The 21,808-nt window shown below is 61.7% G+C and carries 21 protein-coding genes and 4 riboswitches; of the genes, 10 read left to right on the top strand and 11 right to left on the bottom strand.

The window, feature by feature from the left end; genetic code table 11:
- Nucleotides 1-14: 14 nt before the first annotated feature.
- On the top strand, nucleotides 15-758 hold the full coding sequence (locus FH08_RS0129015; protein WP_031361714.1) for a TerC family protein: 744 nt from the start codon (nucleotides 15-17) through the stop codon (nucleotides 756-758).
- Nucleotides 759-822: 64 nt separating this feature from the next.
- Here FH08_RS0129015 and FH08_RS0129010 read toward each other — a convergent pair whose 3' ends face one another.
- From FH08_RS0129010 to FH08_RS0128990, 5 genes are read right to left on the bottom strand one after another with little or no spacing between them, the layout of a single operon-like run.
- On the bottom strand, nucleotides 823-1,218 hold the full coding sequence (locus tag FH08_RS0129010; RefSeq protein WP_051888620.1) for a DUF4186 domain-containing protein: 396 nt from the start codon (nucleotides 1,216-1,218) through the stop codon (nucleotides 823-825).
- 17 nt (nucleotides 1,219-1,235) lie between these two features.
- Nucleotides 1,236-1,964 (bottom strand): precorrin-4 C(11)-methyltransferase, encoded by a 729-nt coding sequence (gene cobM / locus FH08_RS0129005; RefSeq protein WP_031361712.1) that lies wholly within the window; start codon nucleotides 1,962-1,964, stop codon nucleotides 1,236-1,238.
- Nucleotides 1,965-2,717 carry a cobalt-precorrin-6A reductase gene (locus tag FH08_RS0129000; protein WP_031361711.1) on the bottom strand — a complete coding sequence of 251 codons (753 nt, stop codon included), beginning with the start codon at nucleotides 2,715-2,717 and terminating at the stop codon, nucleotides 1,965-1,967. It abuts the gene before it with no gap.
- A complete protein-coding gene (locus FH08_RS0128995; protein WP_031361710.1) occupies nucleotides 2,714-3,805 on the bottom strand; it encodes a cobalt-precorrin-5B (C(1))-methyltransferase in 1,092 nt (363 codons plus the stop codon). Before FH08_RS0128995 ends, FH08_RS0129000 begins: the two co-directional genes overlap by 4 nt.
- A gap of 18 nt (nucleotides 3,806-3,823) precedes the next feature.
- Entirely contained in the window at nucleotides 3,824-5,032 is a 1,209-nt protein-coding gene (locus FH08_RS0128990) for a bifunctional cobalt-precorrin-7 (C(5))-methyltransferase/cobalt-precorrin-6B (C(15))-methyltransferase (protein WP_031361709.1), read from the bottom strand.
- 116 nt (nucleotides 5,033-5,148) lie between these two features.
- Nucleotides 5,149-5,326, top strand: a riboswitch (cobalamin riboswitch).
- A gap of 100 nt (nucleotides 5,327-5,426) precedes the next feature.
- On the opposite strand from FH08_RS0128990, the gene cobG reads away from it, so the two are divergent.
- The 4 genes from cobG to cobJ are packed head-to-tail and all read left to right on the top strand — an operon-like array spanning nucleotide 5,427 to nucleotide 9,754.
- Nucleotides 5,427-6,731, top strand: a complete 1,305-nt coding sequence (gene cobG, locus FH08_RS0128985; RefSeq protein WP_235210531.1) for a precorrin-3B synthase — start codon at nucleotides 5,427-5,429, stop codon at nucleotides 6,729-6,731.
- A complete protein-coding gene (locus tag FH08_RS0128980; protein WP_031361707.1) occupies nucleotides 6,724-7,350 on the top strand; it encodes a precorrin-8X methylmutase in 627 nt (208 codons plus the stop codon). The genes cobG and FH08_RS0128980 overlap by 8 nt, the downstream gene beginning before the upstream one ends.
- Nucleotides 7,347-8,075, top strand: a complete 729-nt coding sequence (locus FH08_RS0128975) for a precorrin-2 C(20)-methyltransferase (RefSeq protein WP_031361706.1) — start codon at nucleotides 7,347-7,349, stop codon at nucleotides 8,073-8,075. Before FH08_RS0128980 ends, FH08_RS0128975 begins: the two co-directional genes overlap by 4 nt.
- Nucleotides 8,075-9,754, top strand: coding sequence for a precorrin-3B C(17)-methyltransferase (gene cobJ / locus FH08_RS0128970; protein ID WP_152602945.1), 1,680 nt, complete (start codon nucleotides 8,075-8,077; stop codon nucleotides 9,752-9,754). Before FH08_RS0128975 ends, cobJ begins: the two co-directional genes overlap by 1 nt.
- Before the next feature lies 1 nt (nucleotide 9,755).
- Here the strand turns inward: cobJ and FH08_RS0128965 are convergent, their stop codons facing one another.
- From FH08_RS0128965 to cobW, 4 genes are all read right to left on the bottom strand, one after another.
- A complete protein-coding gene (locus FH08_RS0128965) occupies nucleotides 9,756-10,316 on the bottom strand; it encodes a vWA domain-containing protein (protein WP_031361704.1) in 561 nt (186 codons plus the stop codon).
- A 113-nt stretch (nucleotides 10,317-10,429) separates the two neighbouring features.
- Nucleotides 10,430-11,428, bottom strand: coding sequence for an ATP-binding protein (locus tag FH08_RS0128960; protein ID WP_031361703.1), 999 nt, complete (start codon nucleotides 11,426-11,428; stop codon nucleotides 10,430-10,432).
- Complete coding sequence (cobN, locus tag FH08_RS0128955) at nucleotides 11,425-15,198, bottom strand: cobaltochelatase subunit CobN (RefSeq protein WP_031361702.1); 3,774 nt, start codon at nucleotides 15,196-15,198, stop codon at nucleotides 11,425-11,427. The genes FH08_RS0128960 and cobN overlap by 4 nt, the downstream gene beginning before the upstream one ends.
- A gap of 3 nt (nucleotides 15,199-15,201) precedes the next feature.
- Complete coding sequence (gene cobW / locus FH08_RS0128950; RefSeq protein WP_031361701.1) at nucleotides 15,202-16,290, bottom strand: cobalamin biosynthesis protein CobW; 1,089 nt, start codon at nucleotides 16,288-16,290, stop codon at nucleotides 15,202-15,204.
- 170 nt (nucleotides 16,291-16,460) lie between these two features.
- A riboswitch (cobalamin riboswitch) is annotated at nucleotides 16,461-16,740 on the bottom strand.
- Between the two features lie 160 nt (nucleotides 16,741-16,900).
- Nucleotides 16,901-17,195, top strand: a riboswitch (cobalamin riboswitch).
- Nucleotides 17,196-17,376: 181 nt separating this feature from the next.
- On the opposite strand from cobW, the gene FH08_RS0128945 reads away from it, so the two are divergent.
- Genes FH08_RS0128945 through FH08_RS0128930 form a run of 4 tightly spaced genes read left to right on the top strand, consistent with a single transcriptional unit; the run spans nucleotide 17,377 to nucleotide 19,919 of the window.
- The gene (locus tag FH08_RS0128945) at nucleotides 17,377-17,775 is read left to right on the top strand and encodes a cobalamin biosynthesis protein (protein ID WP_051888619.1); all 399 of its coding nucleotides are present in this window, start codon (nucleotides 17,377-17,379) and stop codon (nucleotides 17,773-17,775) included.
- Nucleotides 17,772-18,374: a cob(I)yrinic acid a,c-diamide adenosyltransferase gene (cobO, locus tag FH08_RS0128940; protein ID WP_031361699.1), complete on the top strand. Its 603-nt coding sequence runs from the start codon at nucleotides 17,772-17,774 to the stop codon at nucleotides 18,372-18,374. The genes FH08_RS0128945 and cobO overlap by 4 nt, the downstream gene beginning before the upstream one ends.
- 1 nt (nucleotide 18,375) lies before the next feature.
- A complete protein-coding gene (locus tag FH08_RS0128935) occupies nucleotides 18,376-19,674 on the top strand; it encodes a cobyrinate a,c-diamide synthase (RefSeq protein WP_031361698.1) in 1,299 nt (432 codons plus the stop codon).
- The gene (locus tag FH08_RS0128930; RefSeq protein ID WP_152602944.1) at nucleotides 19,671-19,919 is read left to right on the top strand and encodes a DUF1289 domain-containing protein; all 249 of its coding nucleotides are present in this window, start codon (nucleotides 19,671-19,673) and stop codon (nucleotides 19,917-19,919) included. Before FH08_RS0128935 ends, FH08_RS0128930 begins: the two co-directional genes overlap by 4 nt.
- Nucleotides 19,920-19,979: 60 nt before the next feature.
- Here the strand turns inward: FH08_RS0128930 and FH08_RS0128925 are convergent, their stop codons facing one another.
- On the bottom strand, nucleotides 19,980-20,747 hold the full coding sequence (locus tag FH08_RS0128925) for a CbtA family protein (protein ID WP_031361696.1): 768 nt from the start codon (nucleotides 20,745-20,747) through the stop codon (nucleotides 19,980-19,982).
- 8 nt (nucleotides 20,748-20,755) lie between these two features.
- Complete coding sequence (locus tag FH08_RS0128920) at nucleotides 20,756-20,989, bottom strand: CbtB domain-containing protein (RefSeq protein ID WP_031361695.1); 234 nt, start codon at nucleotides 20,987-20,989, stop codon at nucleotides 20,756-20,758.
- A 30-nt stretch (nucleotides 20,990-21,019) separates the two neighbouring features.
- Nucleotides 21,020-21,167, bottom strand: a riboswitch (cobalamin riboswitch).
- Nucleotides 21,168-21,220: 53 nt separating this feature from the next.
- Here FH08_RS0128920 and FH08_RS0128915 point away from each other — a divergent pair.
- Nucleotides 21,221-21,781 (top strand): histidine phosphatase family protein, encoded by a 561-nt coding sequence (locus tag FH08_RS0128915; RefSeq protein WP_051888618.1) that lies wholly within the window; start codon nucleotides 21,221-21,223, stop codon nucleotides 21,779-21,781.
- The last annotated feature ends 27 nt before the right edge of the window (nucleotides 21,782-21,808 follow it).

The following is a 21,808-nucleotide window of genomic DNA, read 5'->3' as shown; positions in this document are numbered from 1 at the left end:
GACCCTCGGATCTCATGGACTATTTAGTTGCATTGGCAAGTGACCCCGGCGCATGGGCCGCACTGGCGACGCTGCTTGTCATGGAAGTCGTGCTCGGCATTGACAACCTGATCTTCATTTCCATTCTTACGAACAAATTGCCCGAAGCGCACCGGGCGCGCGTTCAGCGGCTCGGCATCGGGCTGGCGCTGGTGATGCGGCTTGGCCTGCTCGGCACGGTCGCGCTGATCGTGCGCCTGACCGCGCCGATCTTCACCGCTTTCGGCCATGACTTCTCGTGGCGCGACCTGATCCTTATTGCCGGCGGTGCGTTCCTCGTGTGGAAAGCGACCACCGAGATCCATCATCACGTCTCGGGCGAAGGCGAAAATGGCAGCGGTGTCGGGAAGACTTCGACACTCACGCCGTGGTCCGCGATCGGCCAGATCCTGGTGCTGGATCTCGTGTTTTCCATCGACAGCATCGTGACCGCCGTTGGCATGACGGAACACATTCCCATCATGTTTGTCGCGGTGATCGGGGCCGTTTCAGTGATGATGTTCGCCGCTGGACCGCTGTCGCGTTTCATCGAAAGGAACCCGACTGTCGTGATGCTCGCGCTCGGCTTCCTGCTCGTGATCGGGATGACGCTCGTCGCCGAAGGCTTCGGGTCGCATGTACCGAAAGGCTACATTTACGCGGCGATGGCGTTCTCGGCGCTGGTCGAGGGGCTGAACATGCTGTCGAGAAGAGCGAAAAAGAAACGCGCTTTGCAGTGATGGCGCGATAAGTCGAAAACGCCGCGCGGCTCAAAACCTGAACTCGCCGCGCGGCGTTTTCTTATCAGAACGGCAAGTCAGGCTGACGCGGCGGTTTATCGGTGCCAGTCACTTTTTGCGCCTTCAGCCAGCGCTCGATTGCTTGCACGACGTGATCCCGTTCGTCATCGTCCAGTTGTTTCCCCGCTTGTATGCCATGCCACTTGGCGAGGCAACTCCGGCAGCAAGTCGCTGTGGCGTGCTGCGCGATAAATACCGGGTGGCCTCGAAACGGCGTCTGCTTGCCGTCGTTTGGCGGTTGCTCGGGTGCAAGCCGCCGCGTGATCAGCTCACGCGCGTGGCCGATCACTTCCGTCATGCCGTGCTCGCGCAGATACGCTTGCTCGCGTATGCCAAGCCGGAAACGCATTCGAAAATTCGAATGCGACAAGGCGTTGAAAACGGTGTCGAGATCGCGCATGGCACGTGGCACCTGGCTCAGACTGGCTTGCGATACAACGACGAGTCCGTAAAACCTTCCGCATTCAGCACATACCCGACCACGATCAGCGCTGTCCTTTCGATACCTTTTTCAAGCACTTTTCCCGCGATATCGGCGAGGGTGCCCAGGACTTTCTCTTCGTCAGGCCAGCTTGCCCGGAAGATCACCGCCACGGGGCACTGAGCGCCGTAATGCGGAATCAGGTCAGTGACAATCCGTTCGATATGGCGCACGCCAAGGTGGATCGCCATGGTCGCGCGATGGCGCGCGAGATCGGTAAGTTGCTCGCCTTCGGGCATCGATGTCTTCGTGGCGAAGCGCGTGAGGATCACCGTCTGCGAGATGCCGGGCAAGGTGAATTCACAGCCAAGCGACGCAGCACAGGCCGCTGCCGCCGTTACGCCAGGCACGATTTCGTACGGTATCGCGAGCGTATTCAGACGCCTGATCTGTTCGCCGATTGCGCCATACAAGGACGGATCGCCGGAATGTACACGCGCGACGTCTTGCCCTTTAGCGTGCGCGGCTTCGAGCAACGCGACAATTTCATCGAGGTGAAGATCCGCCGTATTCACCACGCTTTGCGCGCTATGCCCGCTCAACACAGCTTCCGGCACGAGCGATCCGGCATACAGGATGACCGGGCACGCGCGAATGAGGCGTTGCCCCTTCACCGTGATGAGTTCGGGATCTCCGGGTCCGGCGCCAATGAAATAGACCGTCATTTAAGGGGTTTTATCGAAAAGTGGATGCGGATGGAGCCATGCTTCGAGTGCGTTCAGAAGCGAGCTTGTATCGGAAAATTCGCGCTCGACCGGGGGTAAGCCGGGCCGCTGCAGCATGACCACGGGCAAGCCGCGTTCCCGCGCGACCGCCAGTTTCGCCTCGGTTGCCGCACCGCCGCTGTTCTTGCTGATGAGCACATCGGTTTGCTGTGCATCGAAGAGCGCACGTTCGCCATCGAGCGAGAAAGGGCCACGCGCAGCAATGATGGTCGCTCGCGCGTTGCCGGGATGCGAGTCGAGGCACCGGATGGTCCAGTGTTGCGATGGGGCAATCTCGTCGAGATGCGAAAGCGGTTCTCGGCCGAGCGTCCAGAGCGGATGGTGGTAAGGCGCGATGGCGTCGAGGATGGACGAGAAGTCGGCAGCCTCACGCCACGCGTCACCGCTTTGCGGTTGCCACGGTGCACGCCGAAGCGCCCAGCATGGCATGCTTTTCAACGCACTCACCGCGCTCGCGTGACGGCTCATTTGCGCGGCGTAAGGATGCGTTGCATCGACGATCAAGCTGATCGATTGCGCTTCAATGAAGGCCTTTAACCCGTCAATCCCGCCAAAGCCGCCCACGCGCACACTGCAGAAGAGATCGCCCGGTATGCGGCCTAGTCCGGCAAGACTATAGACGTGATCGGGACCGAGCCGTCGCGCGATGGTCAATGCGTCGCCAGTGCCGCCCAACAACAAGACCCTTTTCATTGCGCAGCCCCCACGATGCGCCCCTGCCGGTCGATCGCAAAACACTCCACGCCGATACCTTCCGGCACCACGCTCAACGCAAATTGCCGCGCATGCTCGCAGACGATATGACCGAGCGGCACTCCCTGCTCGTGAGCCAGCAGCAGCGCTTCCTGGCTCGTGTTGGCATCACGCATTGCCTGTTGCAGGGTGGTGCCGGCTCCCGCGCTCGCGGCCCACGCGGCTAGCTGCGGCAGATCGATGCTCGAGTTCCGGCTATGCAGATCCATATGTCCCGCGGCCAGCTTGCTGATCTTGCCGAAGCCGCCGCACAGGCTCAACTTCTCGACCGGTGCACGTCGCAAATGCTTGAGCACAGCGCCCACGAAGTCGCCCATTTCAATGAGCGCGATGTCCGGCAAGTTGTAGCGAAGACGCATGGCGTCCTCGCTCTGATTGCCCGTGCACGCGGCTATGTGAGCGTAACCATTCGCGCGGGCAACATCGATACCTTGATGAATTGAAGCAATATAAGCCGAGCAGGAAAACGGCCGGACAATGCCAGTCGTGCCGAGAATCGATAAACCCCCGACAATCCCCAAGCGCGGATTCATCGTCTTGAGTGCGAGTTCGGCGCCGTCTTCCACGCCGATGCTCACTTCGAAGCCACCGCCGTAGTTATGTTCTTCTGCCAGCGCCGAAAGGTGATCGGTCATCATCTTGCGCGGCACAGGATTGATGGCGGGCTCACCTATGGGAAGCGCCAGTCCGGCGCGCGTGATGGTGCCCACTCCCGGTCCCGCGAGAAAACGGACGCCCGGTTCACTGAGCAAACGTACGCGTGCAAAGACGATTGCGCCATGGGTGACGTCGGGATCATCGCCGGCGTCTTTCACGGTGCCCGCTTCTGCTTGACTGTCTCCGGCGAGACGGCAGAACACGAGCGGCATCACGACCTGTTGCCCCTTCGGCAACGTAATGTCTGCGTGCTCGCTGACCCGGCCCGCAAGCAGCAACCGCGCCGCCGCAAGCGACGTCGCGGTCGCGCAACTACCCGTGGTCAGTCCGGTGCGTAGCGGCGCGGGCTGTTCGGGCGTTTCGTCACGCATGGCGATAACCGATCAGCGTCATGGTTTAACAGCATGCAGCAGCGTAATGGGGAGCGCCTGACGCCAGGCATCGAAGGCGCCTAGCGGCTGCGCATGGGCAACGCCGATACGCGTCATCTCGCCGCCATGAAGCACGCGCCACGCCACCAGTGTTACCTCGCTCTGGATCGTGACGGCGTTGACGATCATCCGACCGCCTTTCTTCAGACGAGACCAGCACGTCTCGAGCATGTCCGGCGCAGTCACGCCACCGCCTATAAAAATAGCATCGGGCTCGGGAAGTCCTGCCAACGCGCCCGGTGCTTCGCCCTCGACCAGTTGCAGTCCGGGCACGCCAAGCGCATCGCGATTGTGTTCGATCAGGCGTTGACGCCCACTGTCCGCTTCGATCGCGATGGCACGGCAGCCCGTGTGCGAGCGCATCCATTCAATACCGATCGACCCGCATCCCGCGCCCACGTCCCACAGCAATTCTCCCGGCTCGGGCGCGAGCCGCGACAGCGTGATCGCGCGGACATCGCGCTTGGTGAGCTGGCCGTCGTGGTGATACGCGTTGTCGGGAAGACCCGGCGTCAGAGGCAAGCGCCGCGCATGGCTCTCTGCGATGCATTCGATTGCCACCAGATTCAGCGCCGCCACGTCGCTCGCCGTCCACGCGCAGGCCACGCGATCGATACGCCGCTCCTGCTCGCCACCCAGGTGCTCGAACACACTCAGGTGGCTGGCGCCGAAACCGCGCTTTGTCAGCAACTCGGCAACGGCAGCGGGACTCGATGCGCCACTGCTGAGAACGAACAGGCGCGCACCGGGATGAAGCTGCGTTTCTAGCGCCGCGACCGGCCGCCCGACCAGCGACACCACCGCGACGTCCTGCAGAGGCCAGTGCAAGCGCGCCGCGGCAAGCGACAACGAAGACGGCGCGGGCAGAACGCTGAACTCATCGGCGGGCAGTTCGCGGGCGAACGTGCTGCCTACGCCGAATAGCATCGGGTCGCCACTCGCCAGCACGCACACCCGTTGCTTTTCATGGCGGCGCTCAAGAACGGGGGCAATGGTGAACGGCACCGGCCATGCGCAACGTTCGCCGCCTATGCGGGTTGGCAGCAAAGTGAGATGCCGCGCTCCGCCGAAAATCGTATCGGCCGCGAGCAGCGTCTGGCGCGCGTCCCGGCTCAGTCCGCGCCAGCCATCCTCTCCAATTCCCACTATGGTCAACCACGCTGACATCCGCCGATCCTCGCTTGATTCATTCGCAGCTCATTCGCTGATCATGCCACGCCTACAACGCGGTTAAAGCACGTCCGGCCTGATGCCGATGCGCTTTAGCGGCCGCAAAAACGGGCATAATACCGCGGTTAGTCGGTGCCCTTACGGGCCTAACAGGGAACACAGCAAAACTGTGGCTGCCCCCGCAATTGTACGCAGCGAGTCCGCACCCCACTGCCACTGGTTTCGACTGGGAAGGCCGGTACGGACGGCGACCTGCAAGCCAAGAGACCTGCCGACCGGAATTCTTCGTGCAAGCCAACATCGGGCGGGGTGTACCGATGCCGCGAACATGCCGCCCCCTCAAAGGGCACGGCATGCTCAAGGCGCCGCGCGAGACCGAACGGGTCACGCTTTGAACGAACCACTCACTACTATGCAGGCATCCACGCAAGCATTGCGGCCATCGGCTTGTCCGGGCCTGATGCGGATTGTGCCTGCTCGCGACGGCGGCCTGTGCCGCATTCGCCTCGCATGCGGTGAGCTGAGCGCAGCGCAGGCGCGGGTTGTGGCACAGGCGTCGGACACGTTCGGTTCGGGTTTGATCGACGTCACCAATCGCGCAAATCTGCAGATCCGCGGCGTAAGGGAAGATTCGCAGGAAGCGCTCGTCTCGCGGCTCGTCGACGCGGGACTCGGCCCGATCACGCCGGATTCGGACGATCAGCGTAACGTCATGTCCAGTCCACTGGCAGGCCTCGATCCGCACGCGTTGCTCGATGTCGCGCCACTCGTTTCCACGTTAATCGATCAGTTACAGCGTGACGCACGTTTGCATCAGCTATCGCCGAAATTTGCGTTGATGGTCGACGGCGGCGAGCGCCTTGCGATGCTCGATCATCCTCACGATGTGTGGCTTTCAGCGATATCGGCGGAACGGTTTGTGTTCGGGCTCGCAGGCGGTCCACCGCGCTTCGAAAACGATGCACCCGCGTTGGCTGCGGTGGAAACCGGGCACGTTCCCGCGCTGGTCGATGCGCTGCTGAACACTTTTCTCGATCTCGCACAGCCCTGGCAAACCAGAATGCGCGATCTGCTGACGACGTGCTCCATCGAAGAAATTCTTGGTCTCGTTCAGGAGAAGCTTGGCTTCGCTTTGGATCGTGATGTTAAAAACTGGCGTCGTCCCGCATCCGATGCAAGGCTGCGTTTCGGCGTGCATCGTCAAGGCACGGGCTCCGACGTATGCGTCGGTGCTCAGGTCCCGCTTGGACGTCTGGATGCAGCAATGCTGTCCGCGCTCGCCGATCTCGCACCACGACTGCGCATGACGCCCTGGCAAAGCGTCATGCTGCTCGACGTGCCTTCTTCTAGCGCTCTAGTGGTCGTTGAACAACTCGCCGCGCTCGGTCTCGCGACCCACCCCGGTGAACCGTTCGCGCGCCTGATTGCGTGCACGGGTTCTCAAGGCTGCGCAAAAAGTTTCGCCGATACCAAAGCCGACGCCCAACTTCTCGCTCGTTCCATGCCGCCCGCGGGCGACGTCCACCTGAGCGGCTGCGCGCGTTCATGCGCAGCGGCCCACCGCGTCGAAACCACCTTGATTGCTGTTGCACCCGGCCGCTACGATCTTTACGGCGATGCGCCTGACGCCCTCGCCCGCCATCTCACCATTGAACAGGCAGCCCGCTGGCTAGCCCGGAGCTCCCTTGATGCTTGATTACATTCGCGACGGCCAGGCGATCTATCGCGCGTCGTTCGCGACCATTCGCGCCGAGGCCAACCTCTCGCCCATTCCCGCCGATCTCGAGAAACTTGCCGTGCGCGTGATCCATGCATGCGGCATGACGGACGTGATCGACGACCTCGTGTTCTCCCCCGGCGCGGGCACGGCGGGCCGCTCAGCGCTAAGCCGAGGCGCACCCATTCTCTGCGATGCGCGCATGGTCGCCGAAGGCATCACGCGCGCGCGGTTACCGGCGGACAACCGCGTGATCTGCACGCTCAACGACCCATCCGTACCCGAACGCGCTCGCGCACTCGGCACCACCCGCTCAGCCGCAGCACTCGAGTTGTGGCAACCGGATCTTGAAGGCAGCGTAGTGGTGATCGGCAATGCGCCCACCGCGCTCTTCCATCTGCTCGACATGCTCGACGCAGGCGCGCCCAAACCTGCGCTGATCCTGGGCTTTCCGGTGGGTTTTATCGGCGCGGCGGAATCGAAGGCGCTGCTCGCCGCCGATAGCCGTGGCGTGCCGTTCGTCGCTTTGCGCGGCCGGCGCGGCGGCAGCGCGATGGCGGCCGCTGCCGTGAACGCGCTGGCAACGGAGACCGAATGATGAGCGGACGCCTCTATGGCCTCGGTGTCGGTCCCGGAGACCCCGAGCTGATAACAGTCAAGGCATTGCGTTTGCTGACCTCCGCCTCGGTGGTCGCTTACTTCGTTGCGAAGGGCAAGAAAGGCAATGCGTTCGGCATCATCGAAGGGCATCTCAAGGAAACCCAGACGCGTTTGCCGCTGGTTTATCCGGTGACGACCGAAGCACTCGAGCCGCCGCTCTGCTATGAGACGATCATCGGCGACTTCTACGATGAATCCGCCATCCGTATCGCGGATCATCTGGAAGCGGGACGCGACGTGGCCGTGATCTGCGAAGGCGATCCCTTCTTCTACGGCTCGTACATGTACCTGCATGACCGGCTGGCCGAACGCTTCGAAGCGCACGTGGTCCCGGGCGTGTGTTCCATGCTCGGCGGCGTGGCCGTGCTTGGGGTGCCGCTCGTGTACCGGAACCAGAGTTTGTCGGTGTTATCGGGCGTGCTGCCGGAAGCCGATCTCAGGCAACGTCTCGCCACCGCCGACGCCGCCGTGATCATGAAACTAGGCCGCAACTTCGACAAGGTGCGGCGTGTGCTCACCGAACTCGGACTCGACAAACGCGCGCTTTACGTCGAGCGCGCGACCATGGCGAACCAGCGCATCGTGCCGCTGGAAGAAGTCGAGCCCATGGCGTCGCCCTACTTCTCGCTGCTCGTCGTGCCGGGGGAAAAATGGCAGGCGTGATGACGTTCAATGATGATGTCCCTGTGGCAATCGTGGTGCTGGGGATGGGGGCAATCGACACCGCTCGCCGCATTCAGGCGCGGTATCCCGGTTCGCTTGTTCACGGTCTCGTGGGCCGGGTAAAAGCCGATGTCGCGTTCACTGAACTCGGCCCCCATCTGCGCGAACTCTATGCACGCAACACGCCGATCGTCGCGTTATGCGCGGCGGGTATCGTGATTCGATGCCTCGCGTCCGCACTCGCCGATAAGACCCATGAACCGCCCGTACTCGCCGTGGCCGAGGACGGTAGCGCAGTCGTGCCTTTGCTTGGCGGGCTTGGCGGTGTGAACGTCATGGCGCGCGAAATCGCGGCGGCGCTGGACGTCGCACCGGCGATCACGACCAGCGGCGAACTGCGCTTCGGCACATGCCTCTTGAACCCGCCAGCGGGTTATGTGCTTGCCGATATCGAGCAGGGGAAACGTTTTGTGTCGGACCTGCTTGCGGGCGCCACGACGCGCGTAGAAGGTCATGCTCCATGGCTCGACGCAGCGGACCTGCCACGCGCCGCCGACGCAGGCCTGGCGATTCGTATCACACCGCATACGAGCAAGGTTGCGGGCGAGTTGATGATTCATCCGCGCTGCGCGATCGTGTGCGTGACGGCGTTGTCGCCGTCGCCGGAGCAATCGATTGTCGAACGCGTGCGCCAGATCCTGCGCGAACAGCGCATTGCATCGATGTCGCTGGCGGCAGTGCTCGCACCGTTGAGCATGATGGCGTCTGCACCGCTTGCTGAAGCCGCACAGACGCTCGATTTGCCACTTCGCTTCGGAACGCTTCCTGCAAGCTTCCAAACGCTTGAGTCCCGTGACGACGGCATGACGATTGCCCTCGCGCCACATCCAGTTGATCCCACTATGCTCGGGCAGGCACGCGGCACACTTACGGTGATCGGTCTCGGCCCGGGCAGCGCAAATCTGATGGTGCCTGCAGCAAGACAGGCTTTGGCGCAAGCCGACGATGTACTCGGCTACGAGACCTATGTACGCATGGCCGGTCCGTTCGCGCCGCATCAAACCCTTCATTGCACCGACAATCGCGAAGAGATGCAGCGCGCACGTCATGCGTTCGAACTGGCGAGTACCGGGCGTAACGTAGTGGTTGTATCGTCGGGAGACCCCGGTGTTTTTGCAATGGCCGCGGCCGTGCTTGAGGCTCTCGATCAGGCCCGGGATAACGAGCAGTGGAACGCCGTCGAATTGTCGATCGTACCGGGTGTATCTGCGGCGCTGGCCACAGCCGCTCGCGCTGGCGCGCCGCTTGGTCACGACTTCTGCATGTTGTCGCTTTCGGACAACCTCAAGCCGTGGGCCGTGATAGAAACGCGCTTGCGGCACGCCGCTCAGGCCGATCTCGTGATGGCGTTTTATAACCCTGTCTCGCGCGCGCGGCCGTGGCAACTCGATCGTGCACTTGATATCGTGCGTGAGCATCGGAGTGGCGAAACACTGATTGTTTTGGGCAGAAACATCGGCAGGCCGGGTGAAACACTGACCACCACGACGCTGGATAAACTCCATTCCAGTCAGGTCGATATGCGCACGATGGTGATCGTAGGTTCATCCACCACGCGTAGTTTCGCCCGGGCCAACGGCGATGGAGACTGGGTATACACGCCGCGCTGGTACGAATGAACTAAGCGGAAGTCATGGAAGCGGCCGTACGATAATCCGCTTGCCATGACCCGGCGAGCGTCACGCAACGCCCCAAACGCACCGCCTCACTCTCGAAATCGACGATGACAATCTGGTCCGCGGCATCGGGACGCGATGGTGTTTCCGGACTGCGGCCGTCGGTCAGCAACCATAGGACGCGCCGCAGCGAAGGGCGGTGGCGCGCAGCCTTGAGAAGCACATTGGCGCCTGTGCGTACGCCCAACGCAAGCGGCGTTCCTCCGCCACCCCCTATAGGTGCAATCCACCGATCGTTCCACCAATGCGCCGCGCCGGGTTCGCGACGCACTTGCGCCGTCGCGCCGCCAAAGCAGACCAGCGCAACCTCTGCACGCTCGCGGTACGCCCGGTCGAACAACGCCACGACCAGTCCTTTAGCCAGCGCAAGCCGCTTGCCGCCAAGCATGGAACCCGAGCAATCGAGCACGAAACAATGCAACGCGCTGCTGTCGCCTTGCTCGCGATGAAATCTCAGATGAGTTGCATCCAGAGGCTGATTGCGTTTCGCGAGCAGCGTTTGCAACCAGTCGATACGCGTGCCCGGTTCGCCCGCGCGTGATCGCGTTCTACCTGATGCGGAAGGTTCTAGCCATCGAAGGCAACCGGGGTCGGTCTCTGGATCCGGCCTTCGATGGCTCAGGATTTTTTTGCGGCAAGCGGCCTTACGTTCTTGACCGTTGTTATGTCTACGGGCTCGGGCGGCATGTAGCCGAAGTTTGCGTCATCAGCATCTTGGGAGCGTTGTTGCTGGCGGGGCTCAGTGGCGCGTTGATCGCTGGGCCCACTGGCCTCCTTGCGCCGATGCGACAACACCGATTCCGCCACGCGTTCAACGTGTTCCACGTTCACCGCTGAAGCTTCTTCATACGCCGCCAGCGCTCGCGCTGCGCGCAGCATGACGAGATCGGCGCGCAAGCCGTCCACATGAGCCCCGATGCACAACTCGCTGACGCGTGCGTGAACCGCATCGTCGAATTCGAGGGATGGAAGGGTCGCTCTGGCTTGGCGAAGCTTTGCCGCCAAGCCTTCCTGTTGCCCCGCAAATTGCGAGCGAAAAGCTTCCGGATTCATATCGAATGCGAGACGTGCCTTAACGATCTCCCGACGTTTTTCAGCATCGAAACAATTCTGCAGTTCCACTGCCAGACCGAACCGATCCAGCAATTGCGGCCTGAGTTCGCCCTCTTCCGGATTCATGGTCCCGATCAGCACGAAGCGCGCTTCATGCCGATGCGAAATGCCGTCACGTTCGATCACGTTCACACCGCTCGCGGCTACATCGAGTAACTGATCCACGAGTTGATTGGGCAATAGATTGACTTCATCGACGTACAGCACCCCTTCATGCGCCTTCGCGAGTAAGCCCGGCGAAAAGCGCACGTCACCCTCGCGCAACGCAGCTTGAATATCCAGTGAACCGATCAACTGTTCTTCGCTCGCCCCCAGCGGCAGGGTCACGAACTGGCCCTCCGGCAGTAGTTCGGCAAGCGCGCGAGCCGTCGTCGATTTCGCGGTGCCACGCGGACCGCTGACCAGCACGCCGCCCAGCGCGGGATCAACGGCGGCTAACAAAAGTGCTTGCTGCAAGGGTTCTTGTGCGACCAATGCGGCAAACGGGAAGATGAGTTCATTCACGTTCGTTGCCCTTCTAGTTGCTGTTCGGCGTCCAGCAGATGGCGTTCAATCTGTTCCTGATACGCACCAGGACTTTGCCATAGGCCACGCTGTATCGCTTCGGTCAAACGCTCGCAGATCGAATGCAGTGCGTGCGGATTATGCTGTTGCATGAACTCGCGCGTGTCTGCGTCGTTCACGTAGGCATCGGCAACCAGCGCGTACTGATGATCCGATACGACCCGCGCGGTGGCGTCGTAACCGAACAGATAATCTACTGTTGCCGCGAGTTCCGACGCACCCTTGTAACCATGTCGTTTCACACCGTCGATCCATTTCGGATTGACTACCCGTGAGCGGATCACGCGTGAGATTTCTTCCTGCAGCGTGCGGATGCGTGGCGCGGCGGGATTACTGTGGTCAGGGTTGTACGCATGCGGCTGGGTGCCGGAAAGATGTCGCACGGCCGCCACCATGCCGCCCTGGAACTGGTGATAGTCGTTCGAATCCAGCAGGTCGTGTTCGCGGTTGTCCTGATTCTGCACCACCACGTCGATGGTCGACAGGCGCGCACCAAAGGTGTCGCGCGCCTCTACGCCATCGCCCTTCTGCGAATACGCATACCCGCCTGAGCTTTGGAAACCGCGTGCGAGGTCAGCATCGTTTTGCCATTGCTTCGCGTCGATCATTTCCTGCAAACCCGCGCCGTATGCGCCCGGCTTCGTGCTGAACACGCGCCATCCCGCACGCAAGCGAGCTTCCTTCTCGTCAAGTCCGCGCGCCATGTGTTCGTCGCGTTCACGCATGATGCGCGCACGGATTGGATTGAGGTCTTCGGCTTCATCGTCGAGTTCGGCCACGGCTTGCACGGCGGCGTCGAAGAGATGCATCAGGTTGGCGAACGCATCGCGGAAAAATCCCGATACCCGCAGCGTTACGTCAATGCGCGGACGATTGAAAATGGTGATGGGCAAGACTTCGAAATCAGTCACGCGATTGCTCCCCGCCGCCCACTTAGGCCGCACGCCGATCAGCGCCATGGCTTGGGCAATATCGTCGCCGCCGGTACGCATGGTGGCCGTGCCCCACACCGATAAACCAATCGCGCGTGGGTAGTCGCCGTGCTCCTGGAGGTGGCGCTCGATCAGCAGGTTGGCTGACTTCAGGCCGAGCGTCCATGCTGCGCGCGTTGGCACGGCTCGGGTATCGACTGAGTAGAAATTGCGGCCGGTGGGCAACACGTCCGGCCTTCCGCGCGATGGCGATCCGCTAGGACCCGGTGGTACAAAACGTCCGTCGAGACCGCGTTGAAGCTGCTTTAGCTCTTGCGGGCCGCACGCGTCGAGCCGCGCGAGCAAGTCGCCATTCAGGCGCGTCAGCACCTGTGACGTGTTCGGCCCCGCTGCGTCCGATGGACGGTCGAGCAACGACGTTGCTAGCAACTCAAGTCGCTCGCGAGTGTCGCCATGATGACGCCACGGAGCATCGATCACCGTTTCGAGTTCAGCGGGACGAGGACCTGTCCACGGCGCGCTCCAGTCGGCATCGAGGGGATCGAATGCATCGCCCAGATTCAAGTCGCGAGCCAGCGCGGTGAGCACGCTCGCGTTCGCGCCTTGTGCGTCGCCGGTTGGATAGCGGCCTAGCGCAAGCAGGGTATCTCGGCGCTGCACGCCTTGCGGCGACGCGCCGAACACATGCAGGCCATCGCGGATCTGCGCCTCTTTGAGCTCGCACAAATACGCGTCTGCGCGTGTCAGCAACGCATCTTCAGTATCGGAATCACGAGGTTTATCGAGTCCGAGTTCCTCATGCAACCGATGCTCGACAATGCTCGCCAGAATCGTCTTGCGCAGGAGTTTCGCGCGGCGCGGATCGACCATCAGCGCTTCATAATATTCGTCAACCTGACGCTCGAGGTCCTGCAGCGGACCGTAGTTTTCAGCGCGCGTGAGCGGCGGCATCAAGTGATCGATGATGACCGCCTGCGCCCGCCGCTTCGCCTGGCTGCCCTCGCCTGGATCGTTGACGATGAACGGGTACAGATGCGGCATGGCGCCCAGCGTCAGGTCAGGCCAGCACGACGCGCTCAATGCAACGCTCTTGCCCGGCAGCCATTCAAGGTTGCCGTGCTTGCCGACGTGGACGATCGCATCCACGTTGAATCGCAGCCGCAGCCAGAAGTAGAACGCGAGATACGCGTGCGGCGGCACGAGTTCCGCGTCGTGATAACTGGCGTAGTCGCCGCGCTCACGCGAACGCGCCGGCTGGATGCCGATGAACACATGCCCGCAGCGCCAGCCCGCGATCATGAAGCGGCCGCGACGGATCGTGGGATCGCTTTCGGGCGGACCCCAGCGTGCATTCAACTCCCGCTGAACGTTATCCGGCAGCTTCGCGAAAGCGTCGAGGTAATCATCGAGCGCCAGGCTCTGCAACGCGGGACGCAGGTCTCGAACCACGGGGTCATTTGTCACGCCCGATGTCAGCGCCTGCATCAGCGCGTCACCATCGGCGGGAATTGCATCGACTCGATACCCTTCTTTATCGAGCATCGAAAGGATGTTGACGACGGACGCGGGGGTATCCAGACCCACGCCATTGCCGATGCGGCCCTCGCTCAACGGATAGTTTGCGAGCACAAGGGCGATGCGTTTGTCGGCGTTAGCAAGCTGCCGCAAGCGACACCAGCGTTGGCTCAACTCGGCCACGAAACGCACCCGTTCAAGATCGGGCTGATAGCGCACGACGTCGACCTGCGTGATCTTGCATCGATACGCAAGTCCCTTGAAGCTGATCGCCCGCGTGATGATGCGGCCATCGACCTCCGGCAAGGCAACGTGCATGGCGACATCGCGCGAGTTCAGGCCATGGTTATCCTTCAACCAGTCTTCGCGATTGCCCCCGCTGAGGATGACTTGCAGCACAGGGGCGTCGCCCGCGAGTTCGAAAGGCACAGGGTCGTCTATGACGCCCGCGGCGAACGAGCTCGTGTTCAGCACCAGCGACGCACGATGATCCGCGCAAAGCTGCTGCACGACTTCGCGACTCAGCGGATCTTTCAGCGATGCCATCGCTATCGGCAGCGGGTTGAGGCCCTGCGCTTCCAGAGCCTCGATCAACGCATCGAATACGTCCGTATTGCCGGACTGCAAATGGGCCCGATAGAACAGTACGGCGACGACGGGCGCACCTTGAACCCAGCGTTTTTTCCAGTCGTCAGCGGTCGCGATCTGCCGCGCCGGGTGATAGATTGCCACTGCTGGCAACGGACTCGGCGCACGCGCTTCGCGCCCGTACCCCAACGCTCGAAACGCAATGCAACGAAGAAACTCTTCGGCATTTTTCGCGCCGCCCTCGCGCAAATAACGCCAGAGCTGATCGCACAATGCCGGCTCGGCCGTACTCTTCGCTACGAGGTTCGGATCTTCCTGCAAGTCGCCGGAAAACATCACGAGCATCTGGCCATTGCGGCGCGCTAGCGTGGTGATGCTCTCGATTCCGTAAGGCCAGTACGCTTCGCCGCCAAGGTGATCGATAACAATCACGCGCGCATGTTTCAGCACGTCGTCGACGTAAAAATCCACCGATGCCGGTTGCCGCAAGAACGCCTGGTTTGCCAGCCGAACCGCCGGGAAGTCCGCCTCCAGATGCGGCACGACACTCGCGAGTAGCGAGAGAGTCGTGTCGGCAGAGCTGAGCACGACGATCGGTGCCGGCGTCTGATCGATACGCATGACGCCGGCTGCGTCGTCGACAAAACCACCGGGCGTCGTGCGTAGCAGATGCATGGGTCAGGCCTGCACAGGTGCGTTGGCAAGCGCGGTAACCAGCGCTTGTTGCAGACGCGGTTGATCGAGGTCCTCACCAATCAGCACGAACCGGCTGACTCCTTCGCTCGCCTCATCTGCGGTCCAGCGGCGATCGAAGTAGGTATCGAAACGCTGCCCCACGCCCTGCACCACGAGCCGCATGGGCGTGCCCGGCAAAGCCGCGAAACCCTTCACTCGATAGATCGTGTTGGCATCGACCAGCGAGCGTAACGCGGCGACCACGGCCTCGCGCGACTCGACCCGCGCTTCCACCACGACTGAATCGAAGTCGTCGTGATGATGATCCGCGTGGCCTTCGTCGTCGACGGAGCCATGATGGTCGACCCGCAGATGAATAGTCGTTTCCGAAGCCGCCTCGAGCCCGAGCAGCGCATGCAGATCAAGCTGCCCCCTCTGCGCCGGCACGATCTTCACGCCCGCCGGAATCTCGCCGCGAATCAGCGTTTCCACCGCGCGTTGCTGCGATTCATCGATCAGATCGGTCTTGTTGAGAATCACCAGGTCCGCTGACGCAAGCTGATCTTCGAACAACTCATGCAGTGGCGATTCGTGATCGAGGTTCGGATCGGCGCGGCGTTGTGCGTCCACCGCTTGCGGGTTCGCCGCGAACTGGCCGCTTGCCGCAGCGGGACCATCGACCACAGTCACGACGGCATCCACGGTGAATGCATTCTTGATGGACGGCCAGTTGAAAGCCTGAACGAGCGGCTTGGGCAACGCGAGGCCGGATGTCTCGATCAGCACGTGATCGATCTGGTCACGTCGCTCGACGAGTTGCTCCATCACCGGATAAAACTCTTCCTGCACGGTGCAGCACAAACAGCCGTTCGACAGCTCATACAGATTCGGTTGGTCCGTGACGCTTTCGTCCTCGCAGCCGATGTTGCAGCCCTTCAGGATTTCACCGTCGATGCCCAGTTCGCCGAACTCGTTCACGATCACCGCGATCCGCAGCCCTTTCGCGTTTTGCAGGATGTGCCGCATCAATGTGGTCTTGCCGCTGCCGAGGAAACCCGTTACGACCGTGACCGGGATTTTGCGCGTTTGCATCCGTTGCTCCGTTTTATCGATTGGCTGCTTGCTGCCGGATTGCGTAGCCCTGTGCCGACCGAGGCGAGCAATAAAACGCGCTCGCGGATGTCGCGATGTGGGACGGTAATCCGGAAAAGCATGGTGAAAAGTGTTGAACGTTTGCCGCATCCCCGCGACATCGTTCGCTTCAGGTGTTGACTCGTTCCGGCCGGTATCCGGGCTGGCGAAAGTGCCGCTTCACCTTCCCGCATGACATAGCCATGCAGTGGTTTTTCGAAGCTGGCTTTATCGTGCGCAGTGGGGTGAACCCGGCGTGAACCAGGATAAAACCACGTCGCGCGATTTTCGCTTGACCGTTGCGGGGGCAGCGCAGGTTGGCACGGCCGGGGATCCGGCAACGCTTCCTGCTTCCCGTTTAACTGCGCGCAGCAGAAACCGCGCGCGAGCACCAGAAAACTATCGCGAAGTCTAGGCTGATGGGGGATGAGCGTCAAGGTTTGGACGGGGTGCGGGAAGGGCTTCGGTACCTGGCTTCCGACGAGATATCTCGCCGCTGCGGGCGCAACAAACCTGCGCTGCCGAAGGGTTCCAGCCTGTAAAAGCCCAGCGCAACTAACACCCGCTGTGCTATCTTTGGCCCGCGTCTGGTGCTCACGCGCGCTTTTCCCGCGCGCGTAGTTAAACGGGAAACAGGATCTGCATGTGCGTATTTTCAAGGCCTCAGGCCCCGCGCACCGTGTCGACAAAAACCTGTGCTGTCCCCGCAACGGTACGCGACCCGCGCCCGCTTCGACTGACTCTGATTTTTGACCCACATTCGAACCGGGTGCCCATTTCCTCCACAGCCACTGCTCCGACGAGCGGGAAGGCGAGCGGAATGCGGTCGCCAAGCCCGGATACCGGCCAGTCGCCAAGAGGCGCGCTTTAGCTTTAACAGCGCGCCGGCCGCCACATCCGCGAGGGACGGATGAAGGACGTAGTGCTTATATCGTGTCACATGAATCCAATTTTTCAGCGCTCAATATCGAAACCGAGCTCACCTCGACGCCCGCCTTTGCGCAGCTTCGCTGACGTTCGTCCCGATCGCGCGAACCGGGCGCAATCGTGAGCGCTTGGGTCATCGGTATAGGCTGCCGGCGCGATGTAAGCGTCGAACAGATTCATGCCGCCGTGTTCGCGGCGCTGGGGACTCGGCCGCTGGCGAACACTCGCGCGCTGGCATCGATCGATAGCAAGAACGACGAAACCGCACTGCTTGAATTCGCCGCTCGCCACGGTTTGCCCCTGCAATTTTTTTCGAAGCAACGCATCGCGCAGGTTGACACTAGCGTATCGGAACAGGTTCAGGCGCTGCTCGGCATCGACGGTGTCTGCGAACCCTGCGCGCTGCTGGCATCGCGCAGCGGACGCATCATCGTGCCGAAAACAGTGACCGGTGGCGTGACCGTCGCTATCGCTGAAGACGATCCGAATCAACAGACTGACAACGAGAGAACATCATGAAAACGGACGAAGAATCGCATCTGCGCATGACCCAGCGACGCAAGGAAGGCCACGAGAAAAAGCAGGCCGCCGCTGCCCTCGAGAAGGGCCTCCTGATCGTCAATACGGGCACGGGCAAGGGTAAGACCACGGCGGCGTTCGGCATGGCCGTTCGCGTGCTCGGACACGGCATGCGCCTCGGCGTAGTGCAGTTCATCAAAGGCGCGCTGCATACGTCCGAACGCGATTTCCTCGGCGCAATTGCGAACTGCGACTTCATCACCATGGGCGACGGCTACACCTGGGACACGCAGAATCGCGACGCCGACATCGCCACGGCCCGCAAGGGCTGGGACGCGGCGCGCAAGATGATTGAAAGCGGCGAGTATCAGATGGTCGTACTCGACGAGCTCTGCACGGTGCTCAAATACGAGTACCTGCCGCTCGAAGAAGTGCTCCCGGTGCTCAATGCGCGGCCTGAAATGCTGCATGTGGTCGTGACGGGGCGCCATGCGCCGGACGCGCTCATCGAAGCAGCCGATCTCGTGACGGAGATGCGTCCGATCAAGCATCCGTATCGCGAGCAAGGGGTGAAGGCGCAACGCGGCGTCGAGTTCTGACGTGCGCGCCTGCCCCGCTTTATTCATCAGCGCGCCTGCGTCGAACCAGGGCAAGACCACCGTTACCGCCGGGCTCGCGCGCTATCACGCACGCCGTGGCCTGCGGGTACGGGTCTTCAAGACCGGCCCCGACTTCCTCGATCCCATGGTCCTGGAACGCGCGTCCGGCGCGCCGGTGTATTCGCTGCATTTGTGGATGGTCGGCGAAAGCGGCTGCCGCGCGCTGCTCGCGCAAGCGGCGCAAGAAGCCGATTTGATCCTGATCGAGGGCGTGATGGGCCTCTTCGACGGTACGCCCAGCAGCGCCGATCTCGCCACCACGTTCGGTGTGCCGGTGCTCGCCGTGATCGGCGCGCACGGCATGGCGCAGACCTTCGGGGCGATGGCATTCGGGCTCGCTCGCTACCGCGCGGATCTACCCTTTTACGGTGTGCTCGCCAATCGCGTGGCGTCGGCACGCCATGCGCAAATGCTGAGCGAATCCATTCCTGAAGGCATTCGATATTGCGGACATGTGTCGAGCGCCGACGACATGACGCTACCCGGACGGCACCTGGGCCTCACGCAAGCAGCGGAGGTAGCGGACATCGACGCGCGGCTGGATCGCGCAGCGGACGCCATCGGCGAGACAACGTTGCGCGAGTTGCCGCCCACGGTCGAATTTGATCACGAAACCGTCGAGCAGCCGCTGCGTTTGCTGGAAGGCATGCGCATCGCTATTGCGCGCGATGCCGCGTTTTCGTTCGTCTACCCCGCGAATCTCGATCTGCTGACGACGATGGGTGCAACGCTCGCGCCTTTCTCACCCCTCGCCGATGAACCCGTTCCCGCGCATGCAGACGCGCTTTATCTGCCGGGGGGATATCCGGAATTACATGCCGCCCAACTTGCAGCGAACGCAGTGAGTGCGGCCTCGATTCGCGCGCATGTTAAAGCAGATAAAGCCGTGGTCGCGGAATGCGGCGGCATGTTGTATCTGCTCGATTCACTGACAGATATCGAAGGTTCGCAGCATGCGATGCTTGCCCTTCTGCCCGGGCACGCGAAGATGCAGAAACGCCTGGCCCGGCTCGCCATGCAGCGTGTTGAAAGCCGCCACGGCACTCACACCGGCCACACCTTCCACTACTCGTCGATGACAACCAGCATGTCCCCGGTGCTCACCGCGACTCACGCCACCACGGGCGTGGAAGGCGAAGCGATCTATCGTCATGGCTCAATCACGGCGACCTACATGCACACTTACTGGCCGACGAATCCGGGGGCAGCAGCCGCCCTCTTTCGCGGCGAAACGCTATGACAACGCCTATGGAACTGCCAATGGAAATCGAAGTACCGCTCGAACTCACCTTCACCATCGAGCGCGCCAAACAGCTTCAACCCGTGGGCTCGCCATGCACGGACGTGTGCCGGCTCGACAAGACCACCGGTCATTGCGAAGGCTGCTTCAGGAGCCGCGAAGAAATCAAGGCATGGAAAACCATGGCCGACGTCGACAAGCTCGCGCTGTTCGATACCCTGCTCGCGCGCAAGGCCGCGCTATGAAAAAGGGGCGGCCTGCAAGCCGCCCCTCATGGGATCCATACTAACGCGTTAGAGAAGTGCTCAGGCCGAAGCAATCCGCCGTGCCGGCACCTTTTCCAATTCACGTTGCGCGAGCGCGCCGAACAGCAAACCGAGCGTGGTCCAGATCACAGCCTGAATACCGATTGCCGCCACGCGGAACTTCCACAGCAGCGTTGCTGAGAACAGCTTCGGTACTTCGTCGATCGGCGGCAGCGCAAGGTACGCCAGCGCCATCAGCACGATGTACACCGCAGCGGAAATCAGCACCGCGTTCCAGTTGCCGTGGCGCGCTTGCAGACGTCGCTGCAACCGCACAGCGAACACCGCCACGATCAGCGAGATAGCGACCATGCCGAAAAACAGCGCGGTCCGTGCGCCGATCGTGTCGGGGTTTCCCACGGAAGGCGGATTAGGCGGGTATTTAAGGAACGGCACGATCGCGACAGTCACGAAGCCGAACAAGCCAAGCAACGCCGATGTACCGCGTGCCCGCAAAGCGCCAATCCGCGCATACGAAAAAGCGAAGACGAGCGAGAACAGGCCGCCCAGCGCTGTGCCAAACACGCAGACACCGGTCAGCAAACCCAGCCCCGCTTGCGTGCCACGACTGACAAGCTCGACGTCGTCGGCGGGATCGTGCTGATGACCGGCCGCGGCTTCGGCTTCCTCGTGCAGCTTCTCCTGCTGCGATTCAAAGGCAATCGCGCGATCGACCGCAGGCTCACCAAAAGTTTTGGCAACACAAAAGCCGAGCAGGCCCGCGACGAGTCCCGCGATCATGCCGCGTATCAAAAGGTTTCGGATCATGGTCGGTCTCAGTGGCAGGGAAAGCCGAGCAGATGGCGACCGTCGTGAACAAACTCGTGGATATACATGCCCTGGAAGATCGAGGTCGCACCTTGTTCGGCGCCGACAAAATAAATCGCGAGCAGCGCAAGCAGGCCGATAAATATCGCCCAAGGCAGCACTTCACGCACCGGAATGGGCATGGGTGCATCAAATGCGGGATTGTTGCCGGAGAAACTGGCGGATGCGGCAGGATGGTTCATGAACGACTCCAAGGGAATACGCGTCCCGTAAGACAAAAAAAAGGCTGCAGCGGGGGTCTGACTTGCAGATGCTGAAAGAAGACTGAAGCGCTATTAGTCCCATTCGGCATCCGCTTACAGTGGCGCGACCGTGCCGGGTTTTCACCGGCTTCCTCGCGCTGCAAGCTTGCCATTCTAAAATGAGTTGGTGGAATGTAAAGCAATCCGTTAGCAATCTCTCAATCGAGCGCCATGAAAACTGAACTTATCTTGTTGTGCCACGCGACTACGCACGCGATGAAAACCGGCTCGTTTCCGGGTAGCGGCGACGCTATTGATGAGCTTGAGTTATCTCGGCTCCCGCGACTGGCCACGATGTTTCAACCTGATCGTGTCGTCACAAGCCCGGCCCACGCCGCCATGCAAACCGGACGAGCGCTCGGAATTGCAACGAGCGTCGACACGTCGTGGAGCGACCTGGACTACGGTCTGTGGCAAGGACGTCCGATCCGTGAGGTCCATGATGAAGACGCGGCAGGATTGGGCGCATGGCTTTCCGAGCCTGGAAGCGCGGCGCATGGCGGTGAGAGTCTGGAAGCCCTTCAAACAAGAGTCCGCGACGCGCTGGAGAGCAATCGGGAGGCTGGCGTCACGCTGATCGTGACGCATGCAATCGTGGTCAAGACTGTGCTTGCGACCGTGCTGGACGCGCCGCTTACGGCAATCTATTGCATGGACCTGGAGCCGCTCTCGGCCATCACACTGACCCGCTCGGGCGACGCATGGCGCCTCCGATACAAGTCTTCCGTATGATAAAAATACACCGTCCTTATCAGATAC

The organism is Caballeronia sordidicola (genome assembly GCF_000729995.1).
In the GTDB taxonomy this organism is placed as follows: domain Bacteria; phylum Pseudomonadota; class Gammaproteobacteria; order Burkholderiales; family Burkholderiaceae; genus Caballeronia; species Caballeronia sordidicola_A.
The sequence above is the reverse complement of the archived record's forward strand: the minus strand, read 5'-3'. Positions and strand labels throughout refer to the sequence as shown.